The 16369-nt window shown below is 43.9% G+C and carries 28 protein-coding genes and 4 pseudogenes; 19 read left to right on the forward strand and 13 right to left on the reverse strand.

Annotation, left to right across the window (positions count from 1 at the left end; translation table 11 throughout):
• Positions 1–4 precede the first annotated feature (4 nt).
• From JCM11216_RS06725 to JCM11216_RS17440, 7 genes and pseudogenes are all read left to right on the forward strand, one after another.
• On the forward strand, positions 5–994 hold the full coding sequence (locus tag JCM11216_RS06725) for a 3-oxoacyl-ACP synthase (protein ID WP_054853702.1): 990 nt from the start codon (positions 5–7) through the stop codon (positions 992–994).
• 226 nt (positions 995–1220) lie between these two features.
• The gene (locus JCM11216_RS06730; protein ID WP_054853703.1) at positions 1221–1643 is read left to right on the forward strand and encodes a hypothetical protein; all 423 of its coding nucleotides are present in this window, start codon (positions 1221–1223) and stop codon (positions 1641–1643) included.
• A 404-nt stretch (positions 1644–2047) separates the two neighbouring features.
• A complete protein-coding gene (locus tag JCM11216_RS17425) occupies positions 2048–2194 on the forward strand; it encodes a hypothetical protein (protein WP_243675584.1) in 147 nt (48 codons plus the stop codon).
• A 337-nt stretch (positions 2195–2531) separates the two neighbouring features.
• A complete protein-coding gene (locus tag JCM11216_RS17430) occupies positions 2532–3230 on the forward strand; it encodes an acyl-CoA dehydrogenase family protein (RefSeq protein ID WP_243675631.1) in 699 nt (232 codons plus the stop codon).
• Positions 3227–3379, forward strand: a complete 153-nt coding sequence (locus JCM11216_RS17435) for a hypothetical protein (protein WP_243675586.1) — start codon at positions 3227–3229, stop codon at positions 3377–3379. The genes JCM11216_RS17430 and JCM11216_RS17435 overlap by 4 nt, the downstream gene beginning before the upstream one ends.
• Before the next feature lie 6 nt (positions 3380–3385).
• A pseudogene (locus tag JCM11216_RS06740) lies at positions 3386–4597 on the forward strand (AMP-binding protein); the annotation flags it as partial.
• Positions 4598–4966 (forward strand): hypothetical protein, encoded by a 369-nt coding sequence (locus tag JCM11216_RS17440; RefSeq protein ID WP_243675632.1) that lies wholly within the window; start codon positions 4598–4600, stop codon positions 4964–4966.
• A 39-nt stretch (positions 4967–5005) separates the two neighbouring features.
• Here the strand turns inward: JCM11216_RS17440 and JCM11216_RS06745 are convergent, their stop codons facing one another.
• The 6 genes from JCM11216_RS06745 to JCM11216_RS06765 form a co-directional block, all read right to left on the reverse strand.
• On the reverse strand, positions 5006–5596 hold the full coding sequence (locus tag JCM11216_RS06745; protein ID WP_054853704.1) for a 2-oxoacid:acceptor oxidoreductase family protein: 591 nt from the start codon (positions 5594–5596) through the stop codon (positions 5006–5008).
• Entirely contained in the window at positions 5580–5831 is a 252-nt protein-coding gene (locus JCM11216_RS06750) for a 4Fe-4S binding protein (protein WP_054853705.1), read from the reverse strand. The genes JCM11216_RS06745 and JCM11216_RS06750 overlap by 17 nt, the downstream gene beginning before the upstream one ends.
• Positions 5812–6036, reverse strand: a complete 225-nt coding sequence (locus JCM11216_RS17445; protein ID WP_243675588.1) for a hypothetical protein — start codon at positions 6034–6036, stop codon at positions 5812–5814. The genes JCM11216_RS06750 and JCM11216_RS17445 overlap by 20 nt, the downstream gene beginning before the upstream one ends.
• Positions 5997–6653, reverse strand: a complete 657-nt coding sequence (locus JCM11216_RS06755; RefSeq protein ID WP_243675589.1) for a thiamine pyrophosphate-dependent enzyme — start codon at positions 6651–6653, stop codon at positions 5997–5999. Before JCM11216_RS06755 ends, JCM11216_RS17445 begins: the two co-directional genes overlap by 40 nt.
• Positions 6650–7027: a transketolase C-terminal domain-containing protein gene (locus JCM11216_RS06760; RefSeq protein WP_054853706.1), complete on the reverse strand. Its 378-nt coding sequence runs from the start codon at positions 7025–7027 to the stop codon at positions 6650–6652. The genes JCM11216_RS06755 and JCM11216_RS06760 overlap by 4 nt, the downstream gene beginning before the upstream one ends.
• 398 nt (positions 7028–7425) lie before the next feature.
• Positions 7426–7740, reverse strand: coding sequence for a hypothetical protein (locus tag JCM11216_RS06765; RefSeq protein ID WP_243675591.1), 315 nt, complete (start codon positions 7738–7740; stop codon positions 7426–7428).
• A gap of 156 nt (positions 7741–7896) precedes the next feature.
• On the opposite strand from JCM11216_RS06765, the pseudogene JCM11216_RS06770 reads away from it, so the two are divergent.
• A pseudogene (locus tag JCM11216_RS06770) lies at positions 7897–8726 on the forward strand (hypothetical protein).
• Positions 8727–8797: 71 nt separating this feature from the next.
• On the opposite strand, the gene JCM11216_RS06775 reads toward JCM11216_RS06770, so the two are convergent.
• The 3 genes from JCM11216_RS06775 to JCM11216_RS17450 all read right to left on the reverse strand — a co-directional run bounded on the left by JCM11216_RS06775 (position 8798) and on the right by JCM11216_RS17450 (position 10166).
• Positions 8798–9319 (reverse strand): hypothetical protein, encoded by a 522-nt coding sequence (locus JCM11216_RS06775; protein WP_054853708.1) that lies wholly within the window; start codon positions 9317–9319, stop codon positions 8798–8800.
• 65 nt (positions 9320–9384) lie between these two features.
• Complete coding sequence (locus JCM11216_RS06780; protein WP_054853709.1) at positions 9385–9969, reverse strand: hypothetical protein; 585 nt, start codon at positions 9967–9969, stop codon at positions 9385–9387.
• Positions 9873–10166, reverse strand: coding sequence for a hypothetical protein (locus JCM11216_RS17450; RefSeq protein WP_243675593.1), 294 nt, complete (start codon positions 10164–10166; stop codon positions 9873–9875). Before JCM11216_RS17450 ends, JCM11216_RS06780 begins: the two co-directional genes overlap by 97 nt.
• Before the next feature lie 148 nt (positions 10167–10314).
• On the opposite strand from JCM11216_RS17450, the gene JCM11216_RS17455 reads away from it, so the two are divergent.
• The gene (locus JCM11216_RS17455) at positions 10315–10566 is read left to right on the forward strand and encodes a hypothetical protein (protein ID WP_243675594.1); all 252 of its coding nucleotides are present in this window, start codon (positions 10315–10317) and stop codon (positions 10564–10566) included.
• A gap of 25 nt (positions 10567–10591) precedes the next feature.
• Positions 10592–11789: pseudogene (locus JCM11216_RS06785) on the forward strand (family 1 glycosylhydrolase).
• Between the two features lie 3 nt (positions 11790–11792).
• Here the strand turns inward: JCM11216_RS06785 and JCM11216_RS06790 are convergent.
• The gene (locus tag JCM11216_RS06790) at positions 11793–12194 is read right to left on the reverse strand and encodes a type II toxin-antitoxin system VapC family toxin (RefSeq protein ID WP_243675633.1); all 402 of its coding nucleotides are present in this window, start codon (positions 12192–12194) and stop codon (positions 11793–11795) included.
• Complete coding sequence (locus JCM11216_RS06795) at positions 12184–12420, reverse strand: hypothetical protein (protein ID WP_054853711.1); 237 nt, start codon at positions 12418–12420, stop codon at positions 12184–12186. The genes JCM11216_RS06790 and JCM11216_RS06795 overlap by 11 nt, the downstream gene beginning before the upstream one ends.
• A 203-nt stretch (positions 12421–12623) precedes the next feature.
• Here JCM11216_RS06795 and JCM11216_RS17460 point away from each other — a divergent pair, with 203 nt between their 5' ends.
• The 9 genes and pseudogenes from JCM11216_RS17460 to JCM11216_RS17490 all read left to right on the forward strand — a co-directional run bounded on the left by JCM11216_RS17460 (position 12624) and on the right by JCM11216_RS17490 (position 15599).
• Positions 12624–12878: a hypothetical protein gene (locus tag JCM11216_RS17460; protein ID WP_243675596.1), complete on the forward strand. Its 255-nt coding sequence runs from the start codon at positions 12624–12626 to the stop codon at positions 12876–12878.
• 5 nt (positions 12879–12883) lie between these two features.
• Entirely contained in the window at positions 12884–13084 is a 201-nt protein-coding gene (locus JCM11216_RS17465; RefSeq protein ID WP_243675597.1) for a hypothetical protein, read from the forward strand.
• Positions 13030–13770 carry an MFS transporter gene (locus JCM11216_RS17470; protein ID WP_243675598.1) on the forward strand — a complete coding sequence of 247 codons (741 nt, stop codon included), beginning with the start codon at positions 13030–13032 and terminating at the stop codon, positions 13768–13770. Before JCM11216_RS17465 ends, JCM11216_RS17470 begins: the two co-directional genes overlap by 55 nt.
• Complete coding sequence (locus JCM11216_RS17475) at positions 13767–14051, forward strand: hypothetical protein (protein ID WP_243675600.1); 285 nt, start codon at positions 13767–13769, stop codon at positions 14049–14051. The genes JCM11216_RS17470 and JCM11216_RS17475 overlap by 4 nt, the downstream gene beginning before the upstream one ends.
• Before the next feature lie 41 nt (positions 14052–14092).
• Positions 14093–14665, forward strand: coding sequence for a HEPN domain-containing protein (locus JCM11216_RS06805; RefSeq protein WP_243675601.1), 573 nt, complete (start codon positions 14093–14095; stop codon positions 14663–14665).
• Positions 14647–14850 carry a hypothetical protein gene (locus JCM11216_RS17480; protein ID WP_243675602.1) on the forward strand — a complete coding sequence of 68 codons (204 nt, stop codon included), beginning with the start codon at positions 14647–14649 and terminating at the stop codon, positions 14848–14850. The genes JCM11216_RS06805 and JCM11216_RS17480 overlap by 19 nt, the downstream gene beginning before the upstream one ends.
• Before the next feature lie 24 nt (positions 14851–14874).
• Positions 14875–15276 (forward strand): annotated as a pseudogene (locus JCM11216_RS06815) (HEPN domain-containing protein).
• Complete coding sequence (locus tag JCM11216_RS17485) at positions 15215–15439, forward strand: nucleotidyltransferase domain-containing protein (RefSeq protein WP_243675603.1); 225 nt, start codon at positions 15215–15217, stop codon at positions 15437–15439. Before JCM11216_RS06815 ends, JCM11216_RS17485 begins: the two are co-directional and overlap by 62 nt.
• A gap of 1 nt (position 15440) precedes the next feature.
• Complete coding sequence (locus tag JCM11216_RS17490) at positions 15441–15599, forward strand: hypothetical protein (protein WP_243675604.1); 159 nt, start codon at positions 15441–15443, stop codon at positions 15597–15599.
• Here JCM11216_RS17490 and JCM11216_RS06825 read toward each other — a convergent pair.
• Both JCM11216_RS06825 and JCM11216_RS06830 read right to left on the reverse strand, forming a co-directional pair.
• Entirely contained in the window at positions 15596–15976 is a 381-nt protein-coding gene (locus JCM11216_RS06825; protein ID WP_243675605.1) for a hypothetical protein, read from the reverse strand. The genes JCM11216_RS17490 and JCM11216_RS06825 overlap by 4 nt on opposite strands.
• Positions 15949–16368, reverse strand: coding sequence for a hypothetical protein (locus JCM11216_RS06830; protein ID WP_054853714.1), 420 nt, complete (start codon positions 16366–16368; stop codon positions 15949–15951). Before JCM11216_RS06830 ends, JCM11216_RS06825 begins: the two co-directional genes overlap by 28 nt.
• Position 16369 lies beyond the last annotated feature (1 nt).

The following is a 16369-nucleotide window of genomic DNA, read 5'->3' on the forward strand; positions in this document are numbered from 1 at the left end:
ATTTATGAGGAAGGCTTATATCGTAGATTATGAATTATATATACCAAGTACATACGTTGATTATAAACAATTGGCCCTGGAGACAGGCTTGCCTGATTGGGTTGTGAGAGATAAACTGGGTATTAGTAGGAAGCCCATTGAGAGGTCATTGTCCGTTTCTGATATGGCGAAGCTCGTTGCTAAAAAATTAATGAGCAAGTATGGTAACTTAAAGATTGATTTAGTCGTATATGCAGGTTCTGACTTTAAGGATAAGTACGTATGGGATGTGGCGCCTGATGTAATAGGCCATTTGGGCTTAAGTAATGCCTATGGCGTTGACGTATCAATGCAATGCGTTAGCAGTATTGTCGCGCTTGACTTATTGAAACCAAGATTAGCCATAAAGGATGAGGACTCTTACATATTACTAGTTAGTGCAACAAAGCAGAGCATGATAGTTAATTACAGGGACAAAGCCTCAACATTCATGTATGATTTCTCGGATGGAGCCGCTGCGGTTTTGTTGAGTAATGTTGATGGAAAGTACGAAGTTCTTGAAAGCTCAATAATAACCGATGGAAGATTCTCTAATGTTGTGCATCAAAGGCTTGGTGAGAGATTCATAAATGATTATAACCAGGGATATTTACTACAGGTTAATAGGAATGAGGAATTTAACAAGAGCTTTGAGGAGATTTCATTAAGGAATTTCTTATATGTTATAAAGAATGCCCTGGAGAGAAGTGGCCTTACTATAAATGATGTTGATTATTTTGCAATACTTCATATGAAGAGGTCATTCCATGATAGAATACTAAAAGAATTAGGCGTGTCTTCTGATAAATCGATTTACCTTGAGAATTACGGTCACATGCAGGCTGTGGACCCATTCTTATCATTATGGTTAGCGGAACAAAGCGGTAAAGTCAGGAAGGGTAGTATCATAGTTTTGGTTGCGGCGGGAACTGGTTGGACATGGGGGGGTGCCACAGTACTTCAACGCGTTGAATAATTTTTCTTGTAAAATTTAAATTGCATTGTTTTATTGATAAATAAAACATGAAGTATTCTCCGAAAACAAAGAGGGGGGGGAGGAGTCATTAAATAAGATATTAAGTGCTGCCATAGCCGTAATAGCTGAGAAAGGATTTAACGATGCGTCAATTGATGAAATAACATCGAGGGCTGGCGTATCACATGGGCTTTTTTACTTCTACTTTAATAACAAGGATGAATTATTGGTAGAGCTCATTAAACGAATAAATAAGGATATGAGACATTACTTAACGTTAAGTACCTCAGGACTTTCTGATAGGGTATCAATAGAGAAGAGGGGGGGGTTTGAAGCATTCTTTGATTGGATGTACAATAATCAGTATCTTTATAAAATATTAATAGAGGCTGAATCGAATAATATTGAAATTTATAAGTGGCATTACATGAAACTTTCTGAAAGATATTCCATGAGATTAGTAGAAGCTATGAATAGGAATGAGATAGCTAGATATGACCCAGAGGTGCTTTCCTTCGCCCTAATGGGCATTGCTGATTTTATAGCTAAACGATATATCCTATGGGTAGATAGTAAGATACCTAATTATGTAATTAATGAGGTAAATAGGATACTTGAGAGGATATTAAATCCTGAGTGTACTTGTTGATATCTTCAATATAATGTATATATTTGCTTATGTACTATAATAAAGGTAAACTTTATAAGAGAATTAGATTAAATAATAATGTATGTCAAATGATCTCGAAAACAATATAGACGTGTATGGTTTTCTGTCCAATATCTATGGTATGAACGTTTACGACACTGATAAGCCATTACAGCGGTTTCTCCAGTATTTTATTGGTAAGGTCCCTTCCTTTAGTGAATTAGGGATTTTTGCCGGCCGTGATTTACTTGAAATTACTGATTATGTGGATAAGGTTTCGAGACCAAGGCATATTATGTGGGATATCAATGGTAATAGGGTCGACAGGGTTTGGCTGAATCCGGTTGAGAGATGGGCTATTGAGAAGTTGGTGCTCGATTTCGGCATAAATAAGCCTCCATATCATGGCGGTAGTTGGCATGAGCACTACGCAATGGGGGTTCCTAGTATCAGACCCAGGTCTTTACTGCATAATCACCATAACAATCCAGACGGCATATGCACTCTATAAGTATGGTAATGATGAACTGAGGAAGTACGTACCGAGCTAATTGGCGATGAGCGTCCAATTAATTTCGGCGCCACGTGGTTCACGGAAGTGCAGGGAGGCAGCGATCTGGGTGCTAATGCTACGATTGCCAAAAGAGATGGTGATTTATGGAGGCTTTACGGTGATAAGTACTTCGCCAGTGGGTTGGGTTGGCCGACATTGCATTGACGTCAGCGAGACCGGAGGGTGGTAGAGCTGGAGCTAAGGGATTGGCATTATTTGCCGTTCCTCGCCTAAATTCGAAGGGGGGACCTTAATTTCATAGTTAGGAGGTTAAAGGAGAAGAGTGGTACGAACTCAGTACCCACCGGTGAGGTTGAGTTTCATGGTACTGAGGCATACCCCCCCATCGGCGACTTAAGCAATGGCATTTACTATATAATGGAAGATTTAATGGTTTCAAGGCTTGCCAACGCTATTGGTGCTGTTGGTGTTGCCAGGAAGGCTTACCTGGAGCTTATGAGTATGCCAATAGGAGGAGGGCATTTGGTAAGTTGCTCATCGAGCATCCATTGGTGATTAGGGACTTGATGGATATGGAGGTGACTATAGAGGGGGCAACAGCGTTGGTCTTCAAGGCTGTGAATGAATTTGATAAATCATGGCATGATAAACCACCATACAGTGAACACTACCACTATGCCAGATTACTAACCCACATTGCTAAGAATGTCACGGCAGACGCTGCGGCATACGTAACCAGACTTGCCATGGAGTTGCACGGCGGCATTGGGTTCCTGAGTGAGTATCCAATTGAGAGGTGGCATAGGGAGGCCTTGATAACGCCTATTTGGGAGGGTACGAGCAACATACAGGCATTGGACATGCTAGAGGCGATGACCAAGAAAAACGCACATATTGCAATGCTTAATGACCTTGAGAATATCGTGGCCGAGATCAAGGCATACCACAATACTGCTGAGGCGGCGATGAATGTTATAAGGAGTACGTTGCAGACGGCCACGTCATTAAGTCCATTGGAAGTTGAGTTCAGGGCTAAGGATGTATTATCACTACTAGGGCATGCAATTGCGTGATAATCCTAACGCATATTGCAGAGAGATTGGGGATTGATAGGTATGCACTGGTGGCTGAGTTATATCTTGAGAAGTATTTGCAGAGTGGTTATAAAGTTGGTTCATATGACTTAGGTAAAAGGATAATAAATATTGAGGAGGGGGGGTGATGATGAGTGGAGAGCTTCGGTATTGGGTTTACGGTACATAACGTTATAAAGAGAGCTGCGATATTGTGCCCTGAAACTGAGATAGTTTGGGAAGGCAATAGGATTAGTTACGGCGAAGCGTATAAACGCATTATTTCGTTGGCCAATTCATTATTATCATTGGGTATTCGTAAGGGCACGGTTATTGGCGTTGCCGATTGGAATACGCTACCGATGTTTGAGCTCCACTACGCAGCGGCTATGATTGGCGCCATAATTTACCCAGTGAATGTAAGATTACCGCCCGACCAAATAGCGTATACAATCAAGATGGCCGATACGGAGTGGCTATTTTACTCCAGTGACTTTAGGGCACTTAGCGCATTAGTAAGTAAGGATAAGACTGTAGGACTGGACCCTGAGTGCAATACAAAGTATTGCTATAATGACCTAGTTAATACCAAAGCTACCAAGGAACCCGAGATTGAGATTACTGGAAGGGACTTCTACTCAATATTATTTACATCAGGCACAACGGGCCTCCCCAAAGCCGTTAGGTATACTCATGAGAAGTTTGTACATGGTGCATTGGCTATAGCATACCAACTTAGCATGTACAATACGCCGGCTAGCCTACACCAGGGCGATACGATAATGCCATTTATACCATTTTACCATATTCACTCATGGGGGGGTAGCTTCATTCATGCACCATACCTATGCGATAAGTACGTATTAATGGGCAGGTTTACACCTGATAAGGCATTAAAACTTATTGAGACTGAAGGAGTTACTTGGGTAAATGCCGTACCTACAATGATGTACATGCTTATTGACACGGCTGAAAAGATGAATAAGGTCGGCGTATTACGCGGATTAAAGGCGTTGGTTGGTGGTATGCCAATAACTAGCGGTCTCGCTAAGAAGATGCATGAGCTCGGTATTAACTTCTCATCCATATACGGAGGAACTGACATGCTTGCCACGTCAATCTCAATAGCCCCCCCAAGAACTATAATTCAATAGATGAATTCCTCGACTACATAAGATTAACAACACACCCCCCGTACCCTTCGTCGAGGTAAGGATTGTCGACCCAGCAACAGGTAAGGATGTGAGCCCTGGCCAATTTGGTGAGGTTTGGTTGCGAGCTCCATGGTTACCATATGAGTATTACAAGGACCTGAAAAGACCAGGGAGAGTTATGTGGGTAGTTGGTTCAGGACTGGCGATGTTGGAATGATACTTAATGACGGCGGATTAAGAATACTTGATAGGCTTAAGGATGTAATCAAAAGCGGTGGAGAATGGATACCAACAAGCGTTCTCGAGGCTATTATTTCAAACATACCTGGCGTTGACTTGGTGGCTGTGATTGGAAGGCCGCATGAGAAGTGGGGGGGTGAGAGACCTATAGCCGTTGTAAAGCCCAAGGAGGGCTATAGCTTAATGAAGGAGCAAATATATGAGGCATTAAATAAAGAGGTTGATGCCGGCAGGATACCTAAGTGGTGGGTGTCTGATGATGTGATTTTCGTTAAGGAGATTCCACTAACGAGGACAGGCAAAATTGATAAGAAGGAACTAAAAAGAAATATACTTGGCTAAGTATAAACCTTAAATCATTTATTTTTAATGTATCATTAACTATATAATTTTATACCCAAACTCTATTGCCTTAATATTTTTGTTAATTATATCCTCGGCTCCGGTCCTTCTACCTATTAGTGTTTCTTTAAAGTACTTAGTAATTATCTGCTTTGCATGTTCTAATGATAATTTGTCCTTTAGTAGCTCGGTTTTGCTTAGGTATTTTATTGATGCGCCTAGGACTATCGTTGATGCAAAGACGTCACCGCCAATTTGTCTCGCAGCTGTTATTATGCCTAATTCACGGTGTCTCTTATCACTACATTGTGTTTTGTCGCCCTTATTAACGTGGTCATCAATGACTATGAGTCCATCATCCTTAACATAACCACAGTACTTATTATATGCTGGTTGTGTGAGTAGGAACGCTAGGTCTAACCTCCTAGCCTTTGGATAGTCGATCTCCTCATCACTGATTATCACGTCTGACAACGCATCGCCACCACGGGTTTGGAAGCCGTATGATGGACTGTAGACCACGTATAAGCCTGGGTCGGCCTCTATCACGGTTAACGCCAATAACCTGCCGGCCGTAATTACGCCTTGACCACCAAAGCCGGCAAACCTAACCTCAAGCCTCACTCTCATCACCCCCCCTGATAATTGTTATTGCATAGTCAGGGCAGTAGAGTTCGCAGATTCCGCAGTCAATGCACCGCTCCACGTACTTAGCCACGGGTAGGAATGCCCCGTAATCACCAACGATGTTGGATACCTCAAAGACCTTCGTTGGGCACTTATCAACACAGATGTAGCAGCCCTTGCATAGGTACTTATCAACGTCAATCCTCACCACAACCGACTTACGCCTCGTGACCACCACCCTCCCTCACCTTACTCACCATACTCCACATAATTTCCTCATAGGTTGGCCTTTCGTAATCCGCGAACTTGCCAATGGTTATTTTATCTCCATACCTCGGCTCATTGGATACCACGGTTATCTTTAGGAAGTAATCCATGATCCTTGACGGCCTATCAACGCCGATTACATACCTGCCTGATAGACAGGGCATTGGGATAGACATTCAAGTAGGCCGAAGCCCCTATGAAGTAATAACTCCTTAATTGACTGAATGCACTGCTTGGCTAGCGGCACTGCCCACCTGGCTACGTATGTGGCGCCAAGCGATACTGCTAACCTGCAGGCGTCAAGTGGTGGTTCTGGGTTACCGTAGGGTGTTGTGTGGGTTATAGCCTCCATGGGTGTTGTTGGGGGGGCCACCTGACCGCCGGTCATGCCGTAGAGCATGTTATTGACGAGGATCACCTTTATGCCGACATTCCTCCTTATCGTATGTATCAGGTGGTTGCCTCCAATCGATAGTAAGTCACCATCACCAGCAAATACCACGACCTCGCTATCGGGCCTCACAAGCTTTATACCCGTGGCAACAGATAATGCCCTACCATGGAGTGCGCGGACGATGTTGTACTTAAGCGGTACTGGTATATTACCTGAGCACCCAATGCCTGTCACTATGTATAGCTTGGAATCATCAAACCTGCCCTCCCGCTTTAACTCATCGATCGCCCTAATGAAGTATCCAAGTATTATGCCATTGCCACAGCCGGGGCAGAATATAGTCCTCCTCCTACCCTGGGCATACTCACTGCGCAGGTACTTCTGAATGAGAGGATTCATGAGGTAACACCCCCCCTGGCGACACTGTATATTTCCTCTGGCGTCGGCATTTCACCGCCAAGCTTTGGAATCGGCACAACGTTTAAGCCGAGCATCCTGAACTCGTTGGCCATATAACCAGCGTTCATCTCAGGCACAATGACGGTATTCGCGCCCCTCATGGCGTTTTTAATGGCGTTTTCTGGGAATGGCCAGAGGGTCACAAGCCGTAGGAAGCCGACTTTATAGCCATCCCGCCGAAGCATCTTGACAGCTGCCAATGCCGACCTCGCAGTACATCCGTAGGACGCTATAAAGGCCTCGGGATCATCCTCCGCATACCTAACCTCGATTCTCGATATCTTATCCACATTATCCCTAATCTTCCTTATCAATCGCCACAATGCCTTAGCCGATTGTTCAGGATCATTGGCTACGTTATAGCCCCCCCTCTCATCATGAAGCTGACTTTCGAGTAAGAACCCCCCCTCATCATCATGCGTAGGTGGTGTGACGTGGGGGTAGCACCGGGTATTCTCCAGGGTCTGGCACGTAGATTTTCTCCCACAGGTGCACGGTGACCTCCTCCGTGAGCAGTATCACCGGTGTGCGGTATTGCTCGGATAAGTTAACCGCGTCTATCGTTAAATAGAACAATTCCTGAACATTGGCGGGACTTAGGACTATTATCTCGTAGGACCATGAGAGCCATACCTAGCCTGAAAGACATCTTGCTGCGATGGCATTGTTGGTTGGCCAGTCGATGGACCGCCCCCCCTCTGGACATCAACGATTAATAACGGCACCTCAGCATTAACAGCATGCCCAATACCCTCCTGCATGAGTGAGAAGCCCGGCCCACTGGTTGCAACCATAGCTTCCAACCTGCCACGGAGGCGCCAATGGCCATGTTTATGGCTGCCAACTCATCCTCAGTCTGCACAAATATACCGCCAGCCCTCGGCAATAACTGGGACATGTACTCAGCAATCTCGGTCGCCGGCGTTATTGGGTAGCCCGCATAAAATCTAACGCCTGCATAAATGGCACCACGGACCAAGGCCTCACTACCCATCATCAATGAGTACTTACCCATTTGGTATCCCATAGATTAATAATTAGAATTAAATTAAAATATTATATCACTATTGCCATGAAATACCTAGTAACATTTTTAATAATCATCAATAGTATTTTTATGATGATACTCGATATATACACCGACATACTTGGTTATCTCTTTTGGGTACTCCTCTTCATAGCTATGCTATCACCGTGGCTATCAATGAGGTCATTACAACGCACGAGATTGAGACTCATAGCATTGATGGAGCGTAAGTATGGATCTAGGGTAATAACTATGATACACAGGCAGGAGAGGATTGGTTTGCTTGGCGTCCCAATTTATAGGTACATAGATATTGAGGATTCAGAGGCCATTATAAGGGCTATCAGGACGACCCCCCCACCCAACATGCCGATAATGCTCATACTACACACTCCTGGAGGCTCGTGCTTGCGGCCTCACAAATAGCCAAGGCCCTCAAGGCGCATCCGGCTAAGAAGGTCGTAGTAATACCTCACTACGCCATGAGCGGGGGCACATTAATTGCCCTGGCAGCTGATGAAATAATAATGGACCCAAACGCAGTACTTGGACCATTAGACCCACAGTTAGGTGGGCCTGGTGGAACTTACCTACCAGCGCCGTCAATACTTAGGGCGGTTGAGATTAAGGGTAGGGATAAGGTTGATGACCAAACGTTAATACTTGCGGACATGGCGGAGAAGGCTATTCGCCAGGTGAAGGAGTTGGTCATTGAGTTAATAAGGGATAAGGTTGGTGAGGAGAGGGCGCAGCAAGTAGCTGATAAGCTCGTGAGTGGTTATTACACTCATGATTACCCAATAACCGTGGAGCAGCTAAGGGAAATGGGGCTTAAGGTATCGACCGATGTGCCGCCTGAGGTTTATGAATTAATGACGCTATACCCACAGGCCAGGGCGAGTAGGCCTGGGATTGAGTATTTGCCATACCCAATAGTGCCAAGGCCCGCAACAAGGGAGGCGAGGAGTGAGGTAGTATTTCCATAAGTAGTGCCTGGACGGAGGATTTAAATGAAGAAAATTGATATTTTAATTTGAATCTTATAGTTACGCGCCATTTATTGCCTCGATCTTCTCATTAATATAATTATTATCGCTACCAACACGACAATTATTACTATAATTACGGTTATCAAGAACATGCTTTGATTGCCATAATTGGTATTGCCTGTCGGGCTATTTGTTTTAGGCATTGGTATTGTTATGTTTATTTGGTTTGTGAAGTTCTCGTTTGTTAAGTAAAAATTGTATGTTTTGAATATGGTTTCTCCATTTATTGTCGCGTTAATCGTGATAGTGATAATATCCCCCTTACCTGGTAATGGAGGCGGTGGTTGTGGGATTACGGCAATACCCTCATTATTTGTGGTAGTTGTGCCGTAGGCATGGAGCATCTGGGTCGTATATGACTGGACAAACTCCATATACGTAATTGAGGCATTACTTAAAGGACCTATGCCCTGGATTGTTACATTTACCTGTATTGTGTTTTGTGACGCTAGTGACGTTATCGATACTGTGGTTATCGCCATTAGTATTGTTATAACTACGTATTTAGTGAATTCATTCTTGTTGATCACGATTATGATACGATGGTGCTAATGTATATAAGCATTACGTTATGTGCTAAGTCGGCATCCGTAGATTACCTACAGGTATTGTATTCCTTAATTACTCTATTAAATAGTTCGTGGTCTTTAGCGGCCATGCCCATAAGTTCGCCATTTAGGACTTTCCTTGATGTTTGTTCTCCATGAATTCTGTACCTGGTTAGGATAATTGGTTCATGAAGCACGGCATAGCATTGAGTTAGTACCAATATGAAGAATAGGGCATCTGAGTATAGGTTAGTGCTTTCAACGAGTTCAAGCCTACGGGCTAATGCATCCTTAATCACTGACAAGCTTGATGTGTTGTAAAATAATGACCAGTAATTAGCATTTAGCCAATCATTAACACTGGAACGCATGTATAAGTCGGCATTGCCCCCCCTAATAATGACGCTTCTTTCAAGGATCATTGAGCGATAATAGGCAGGTAATTCATGGTGATGTAGCTCGTTCCCGTTAGTATCAATGAATTGAAATAGGTTATGGTAAAGACCAAGCCCAGCAATTTTACTGAATGCCTCATCTACATGACTAAGCTTATTCTGTAGCCACTCATCATCATCGTCAAGGAACGCAATAACGTCACCGCTCGACTCCTCAATGCCCCCCCTGGCCCACATTGGCCTATTCTGGTGCTTACGTTGTGGATTACAAAACCGTGTGGACTAACTAAGTCCTTAATCTCCCTGTCATCGTATGACATAACAACAATTAATTCATCGGGTTTCCTTGTTTGGTTTATCACTGAAGAAATAGCGTGCTTAAGTAATTGAACCCTAGACCTAGTGGTACTGATAATTAAGGCCGTTATCTCCACACGAAGAACTTACCTGTTAATCATTTTAATAATTACTGCGTTTTTCCCGTAGGCCAACCCACTCATGGTTAAAACCTGAAAATTATCAAGGCATTACTGTATAGCAATATAGTAACTCCTAAAAATAATCTAAAATTAAGTTAAATACGTGACGTTATCATTCCCTAAGAACTTCAGGTTTGGCTGGTCTCAGGCCGGTTTTCAGCATGAGATGGGTGTCCCAGGTGATGAGGATCCAAATAGTGATTGGTGGGTTTGGGTTCATGATTGGGATAACATAATGTCTGGTCTCGTTAGTGGTGACCTGCCAGAGAATGGGCCTGGTTATTGGAGCCTATACAGGGTTTTTCATGATAATGCCGTTAGGATGGGGGCTCGACATTGCCAGGATCAATGTTGAGTGGTCCAGGGTATTCCCGAAACCAATGCCCGAGCCACCCAGTGGTAATGTTGAGGTTGTTGGCGATAGGGTAGTCAAGGTTGATGTTGATGAACGTGACCTAAGGAGACTTGATGAGGCGGCTAATAAGGCTGCCATTGAGCACTATAGGGTGATCTTCAATGATTTGAAGAATAGGAACATATTCTTCATACTGAACCTCTATCATTGGCCGTTACCACTGTGGATTCACGACCCAATAAGGGTCAGGAGGGGTGATCTTTCCGGACCCGTTGGTTGGCTCGATACTAAGACGGTGATTAACTTTGCGAGGTTCGCAGCTACGTGGCTTGGAAGCTTGATGATTTAGTCGATATGTATTCAACAATGAATGAGCCGAATGTGGTTGCTTGGAATGGTTACATCAATGTTAAGTGGGGGGTTTCCACCTGGTTATCTAAGTCCTCTCTTGGCGGTTAAGGCCTTAATTAATTTAATTCAAGCTCATGCAAGGGCTTATGAAGCGATAAAGTCAATTAGTAAGAAGCCTGTTGGACTTATATACGCAAATAACTCCTTCACTCCACTAACAGATAAGGATGATAAAGCCGTGGAATTGGCTGAACGAGACGCCAGGTGGTTATTCTTTGATGCGATCATTCACGGTAACTTATATGGTGAGGCCAGGGAAGATCTTAGGAATAAACTTGATTGGATTGGCGTTAATTATTATTCAAGGGTCGTGGTTAAACTCACAAACGATAATTCATATACAATAGTCCCTGGCTATGGGCATTACTGCGAAAGGAACTCCGTAAGCCCTGACAATAGGCCATGTAGTGACTTCGGCTGGGAATTCTACCAGAGGGCTTATACGATGTATTGACAAAGTACTGGAGGAGGTATCACCTGCCCATGTACGTTACTGAGAATGGGATTGCCGACTCGGCTGATTATCTAAGGCCGTATTACCTAGTCAGCCACATTTACCAAGTGCATAGGGCCTGAGTGATGGGGGGGTTGATGTTAGGGGGGGTTACCTGCACTGGTCGTTGACTGACAACTACGAGTGGGCCTCAGGCTTCAGCATGAGGTTTGGCCTGCTCTACGTCGATTATACCACCAAGAAGCAGTACTGGAGGCCCTCGGCCTATATATACAGGGAGATAGCCATTAATAAGGCGATACCAGACGAAACAATGCACCTAAATACAATACCACTAATAAAGTCTCTTAGGAGGTGATTATTAAAACGGCATCACCACATTAATGCCCATCCTTCTCGCGACCTCTCCCTGTTTATTATCGAGCGTTAAAAGAGGTAAGCCCCCCCTGCTTATTGCTAATGCTATGTATAACGTGTCGTATATGGTTATTTTATTATCTATCGCTATCGTGAATGCCTCATCGACGTACTTCTCCTCAGGCTCTATAATAATGTTCTTGCCAATTAACGACATTAATATGTCACGAAGCTTGATTGAGTACTCCCTAGTAATAATCCCTCTAATTTGCGCCCTCCAAATTGCGTTCATAACCTCCTTAATTACATGATCAACAGAGACCGAGTTCATGACATAACCAATTAATGACCGCCAACCAGGCTCCTTAAGTATGAAGGCCGTTAATGCCGATGCATCAATCACCATCACGGTCCTCCCTCACCGAACCCACCGAGAATCCCCCCCTGGGAACGCTTATTGGTATCTTCTCAAGCTCCTCAACGACACGCTTAATATTCTCCTCAGCCTCCAACTCCCTAATCCTCTCCTCAACAAACCTCCTCAACTCCTCAGCCCAGTTAACCCTGTCCTTAAACCTCTCCATCTTCTCCTTAATTTCCCTCCTAACCTTAAAACTAACGACACTAGACATTATGATGGTATAGGTATACCAATTAATAAACCTATTGGTATACCATGCATGGATTACCTAGTGCTAATACCGGGACTGCATTAAGCCGTGGCGATGCAATAAATGACTAAATGCCATGAACACATAAAGAAACTGAGACCCCGATAAGAGGCATTTGGTAAGGTCGTGAGTTAGATTTTTAATCAGTATTGATATCGGTTTACGTGCTAAGGAACCTCGGTGGTATTAGATTGAGTTCCGAGGCGTGGAGGTACCTTGCCGTTCTCGCGTCTATATCAATAATTGCAATGTACGTGGAGATGGTTGTCATGCCATCCCTACCAACCATAGAAAGGCAATACGGCATAACAGAGTCGGAGGTCTCGTGGGTATTGTCCTCGGAGACGCTGGCTGGTCTGGCCCTCGCGCAATCCTTGGTAAGTTGGCTGATAGTTACGGTAGAAAGAAGGTATTGCTAATTACATTGATTATCTACTTTGTTGCTGTGTTCTTCACGAGCATGGCACCGACATACCCAATCCTAATAATGCTCAGGACCATTCAGGGAATTGGACTCAGCATAAATCCTATTGGCTATACATTGCTTAGGGAGAAATTGCCGCCCAGGGAATGGCCTGTTGCCAGGGAATCATTGCATCAACATTCGCGATTGGGGCTGCCGTAGCATTACCAATAGGCGCATACCTAGCCCAGTATTATTCCTGGCAGTTCGCGTATGAGACGGCATTGCCAATACTAGCCGTGCTAATACTCATGGCCTACTTAGTACTGCCTGAGTCCGAGGCGAGAGTTGGTGAAAGCATTGATTATGTAGGCCTGGCACTATTGGCGATGTCCTTCGTAATAATTGGTTACTCATTCACAGAAGCTCCGACCTGGGGGGGTTGGTTATCGGAGGATTTCTGGCTTGGCATTGCACTTGGGTTGGCCATATTGTTCCTATTTATTAATCATGAACTGTCCACGCAGAACCCAATAATAAACATAGGCGACTTCGCAAACCCCCCCAACATAGCAGTGCCCCCCCTACTCTCGTCCTTTGTCGCTGGCTTTGGTATGTTCCTATCATTCCAGGCCCTTGTGTATATGTTTGAATTGCCTAAGCCCATTGGTTATGGCATGACAATACTAAGGACAGGCCTCACACTGGCGCCCATAGCCTTAATAATGCTCTTTGCAGGTCCATTATACGGCATCCTAATGAACACCGTTGGCTATAGAAGGGTGTTAATCATAACGTCTGGAATAGCGGCAATTGGAGGCTTACTGATGGCGACCACGGTTTACGTACATGAGTTAATGATCACGATAATCGTGATGATCATAAGCATGGTGGGCATAGCGGCATGACCGTGACCAGGATAACGTTATTAATATCATCAGCTTCTAGAGAAAAGATGGCTACAATGACCGGCACTAACACCGCCATGAGGCTCATGGGCAATACGCTAGGCCCAGTAATCGCGGGTTCCCTAGAGACCACCTACAGGACTCCACTACTCACCTACTACCTAAATGGCATGCCCATATTCTATGAGGTACCTGGTAAGGAATCCTTCGTACTATCCTTCGTGATAGCCGCGATCACGGCATTCATAGTAATGATAATGTCAACGAAGGTTACGAGATAAAACCTTAATAGCGTCCTCATAATGCATTACCCAATAATTTAATGGCGGAGCCATGGCTTAATAAAGCGAGGAGATTTAGGGACTATGCGAGGGAGGACTTAGCGAATAATAGGTTTGACTCAGCTGCATTTTTTGCCCAGCAGTCCGTTGAGCCATTGATCAAGGGATTACTCATTAAGTTTAGCGGTTCAAGACCAATCACACACTCAACATATGAGTTACTTCAATACCTAGTGAAGATCCTGAGTAAGGAGGTACCTCAGGAAGTTACTAGGTGCGCTGAATTACTTGAGCAACATTACGTCCAGGCGCGCTACTCAGATGCCAGGATTAACGATTACAGGAGGTGGGAGCCGTTAGGCGTATGGACTTGGTGCGGGATTATGTACAGCAGGTGGTTGGAGGCATTAATTGAGGTTAGCAAGTGGAGGGAGACTAGGTTTAGGGAGGTGCTTAATGAGTTATGCCGTAAGTCCTTAGTCGTAGTCCTATTTGGTTCCAGGGCTAGAGGTGATAATACTCCGTTGAGTGATTGGGATTTAATGGCTGTTATACCCACTGGTGATTTTAGGATTGAGGTGAGGGATATTGGCAGGTGGTTTGGTTACCATTGAGTAGGTTGAATGAGGTTCTTGAGAGTTCCATGGTGATACTCGATGCCGTAACTGATGGTAAGGTACTTTGCGGCGATTCAAGAATCTTTGATGACATTAGGGATAGAGTGAGGAGGTACATTGAGGAGAGGGGGGGCTTGGTCAGGACTAAGAGTGATTGGTTCCCAAAGGACATAGTTAAATAGATGTGGTACTGAGTAATCGAAGTAATGAGTTTCCTAAGTCAAAGGGCCGAGGAATTTTTGGAGCAGGCGCGGTTTGCGTATGAACGAGGGTACTATGATCTAGTAATGTTTAATGTGGAATAATTTATACAGTTAAAACTTAAGTCATTATTGTATAACCTCGTTGGTGATTATTCACATACCCATGGATTAACCCAGCTCTTCATTGAATTAACAAAGATATTGAATAATAAGTGCAGTCTAAATGACTTTTACGTTAGAAATAGGAAGGTGGTTCTATTATTGGAGTTTGCGTACATAGCAAGTCGTTATATGCCACCTAGGTTTAGCAAGGATGATGCGGAGAGAGCACTTAACATGGCTCATGAGTTCAATGAGCTGGTTAAATGCCTACCCTACCCTCGTAGATTTGCTAATCGATATTAAGAGGATTAGGGATAGAATCCTCGGTAACATTAATTATTACCTAGACAGAATTAAAGACGTGATGCTCAGGCTCGACCCTAATGCAGAATTAATGCTCATTGGCAGTTATGTACGTGGCAACTTCAAGCCTGACAGCGACGTTGATGTCCTAATAATTATCTGATGTGTATGGTGATGACCCACATAAGTACGTGGAATTAATCATGAATATCATTAAAGAGGTTCGTGATGAAGCACTCATGGTATTTGAGTTTCACGTGGTCAGTAGGAAGGCATACGATGAATGGTATAGCAAATTCATCGACATCTATAGGATTATTTAAATACCCAGGTAATTACACGTGTGAACCTCAAGCCCTAACTTATCCTTAAGCACGTTAATGAGCTCACTCCCAGCACCATGAGGCAGCGTGAGCTTTAATACTCTATCCTCATACTTAATCTTAAATATGTCATAACTTGTCATACCAAACATCATATCAGGAATATTCAACTCACCAATGCAGATTATACTACCATTAACTGGTATTTGAAGTTCCTCATTGGTGGCTGTCCTCACGTAAATATAATCTGAGTAAACTAGAATATCCTTAACCTCATTCTTCCTAGCCTGGAGTGCTCTCCTAGCACTCCTGATTATTAGGTAGTATGGTATGTATAAGCCGACTAAGATTAAGAGGATAACGGAATCGCTAAACATGAACCTACCATGCATGATGTCAGTAGCAACCGCCCCCCCACTATTACGAACGTGATTATTGCCATGAATATTGTGTAAATGACCTCACCAGACTTAAAACCCTTACTAGGTGTGACCAATGCGTTGTTAAATCCCCAAATCGCATTATGCGATTCAACATACTCCCTCCTCCTCTTGGTTCCTTTGTGTCCTGTATAGGCATATATGAGGAACCCAACGCCTGGTATAATAATAGAAAGGGCGTAATTAAAATAAGTCCAGCTATGCGCGAGTATTGAGAATATCACTACAACAAGCCCAATGAGAATTAAGGCAAGGCTAAGCCTAATTAACGCGCCCGACTTGCCATCGCCATAGGGGCCAGGAGCAATAACAACGCTCATGGTAACCATC

The organism is Vulcanisaeta distributa JCM 11216, assembly GCF_001315985.1.
In the GTDB taxonomy this organism is placed as follows: domain Archaea; phylum Thermoproteota; class Thermoprotei; order Thermoproteales; family Thermocladiaceae; genus Vulcanisaeta; species Vulcanisaeta distributa_E.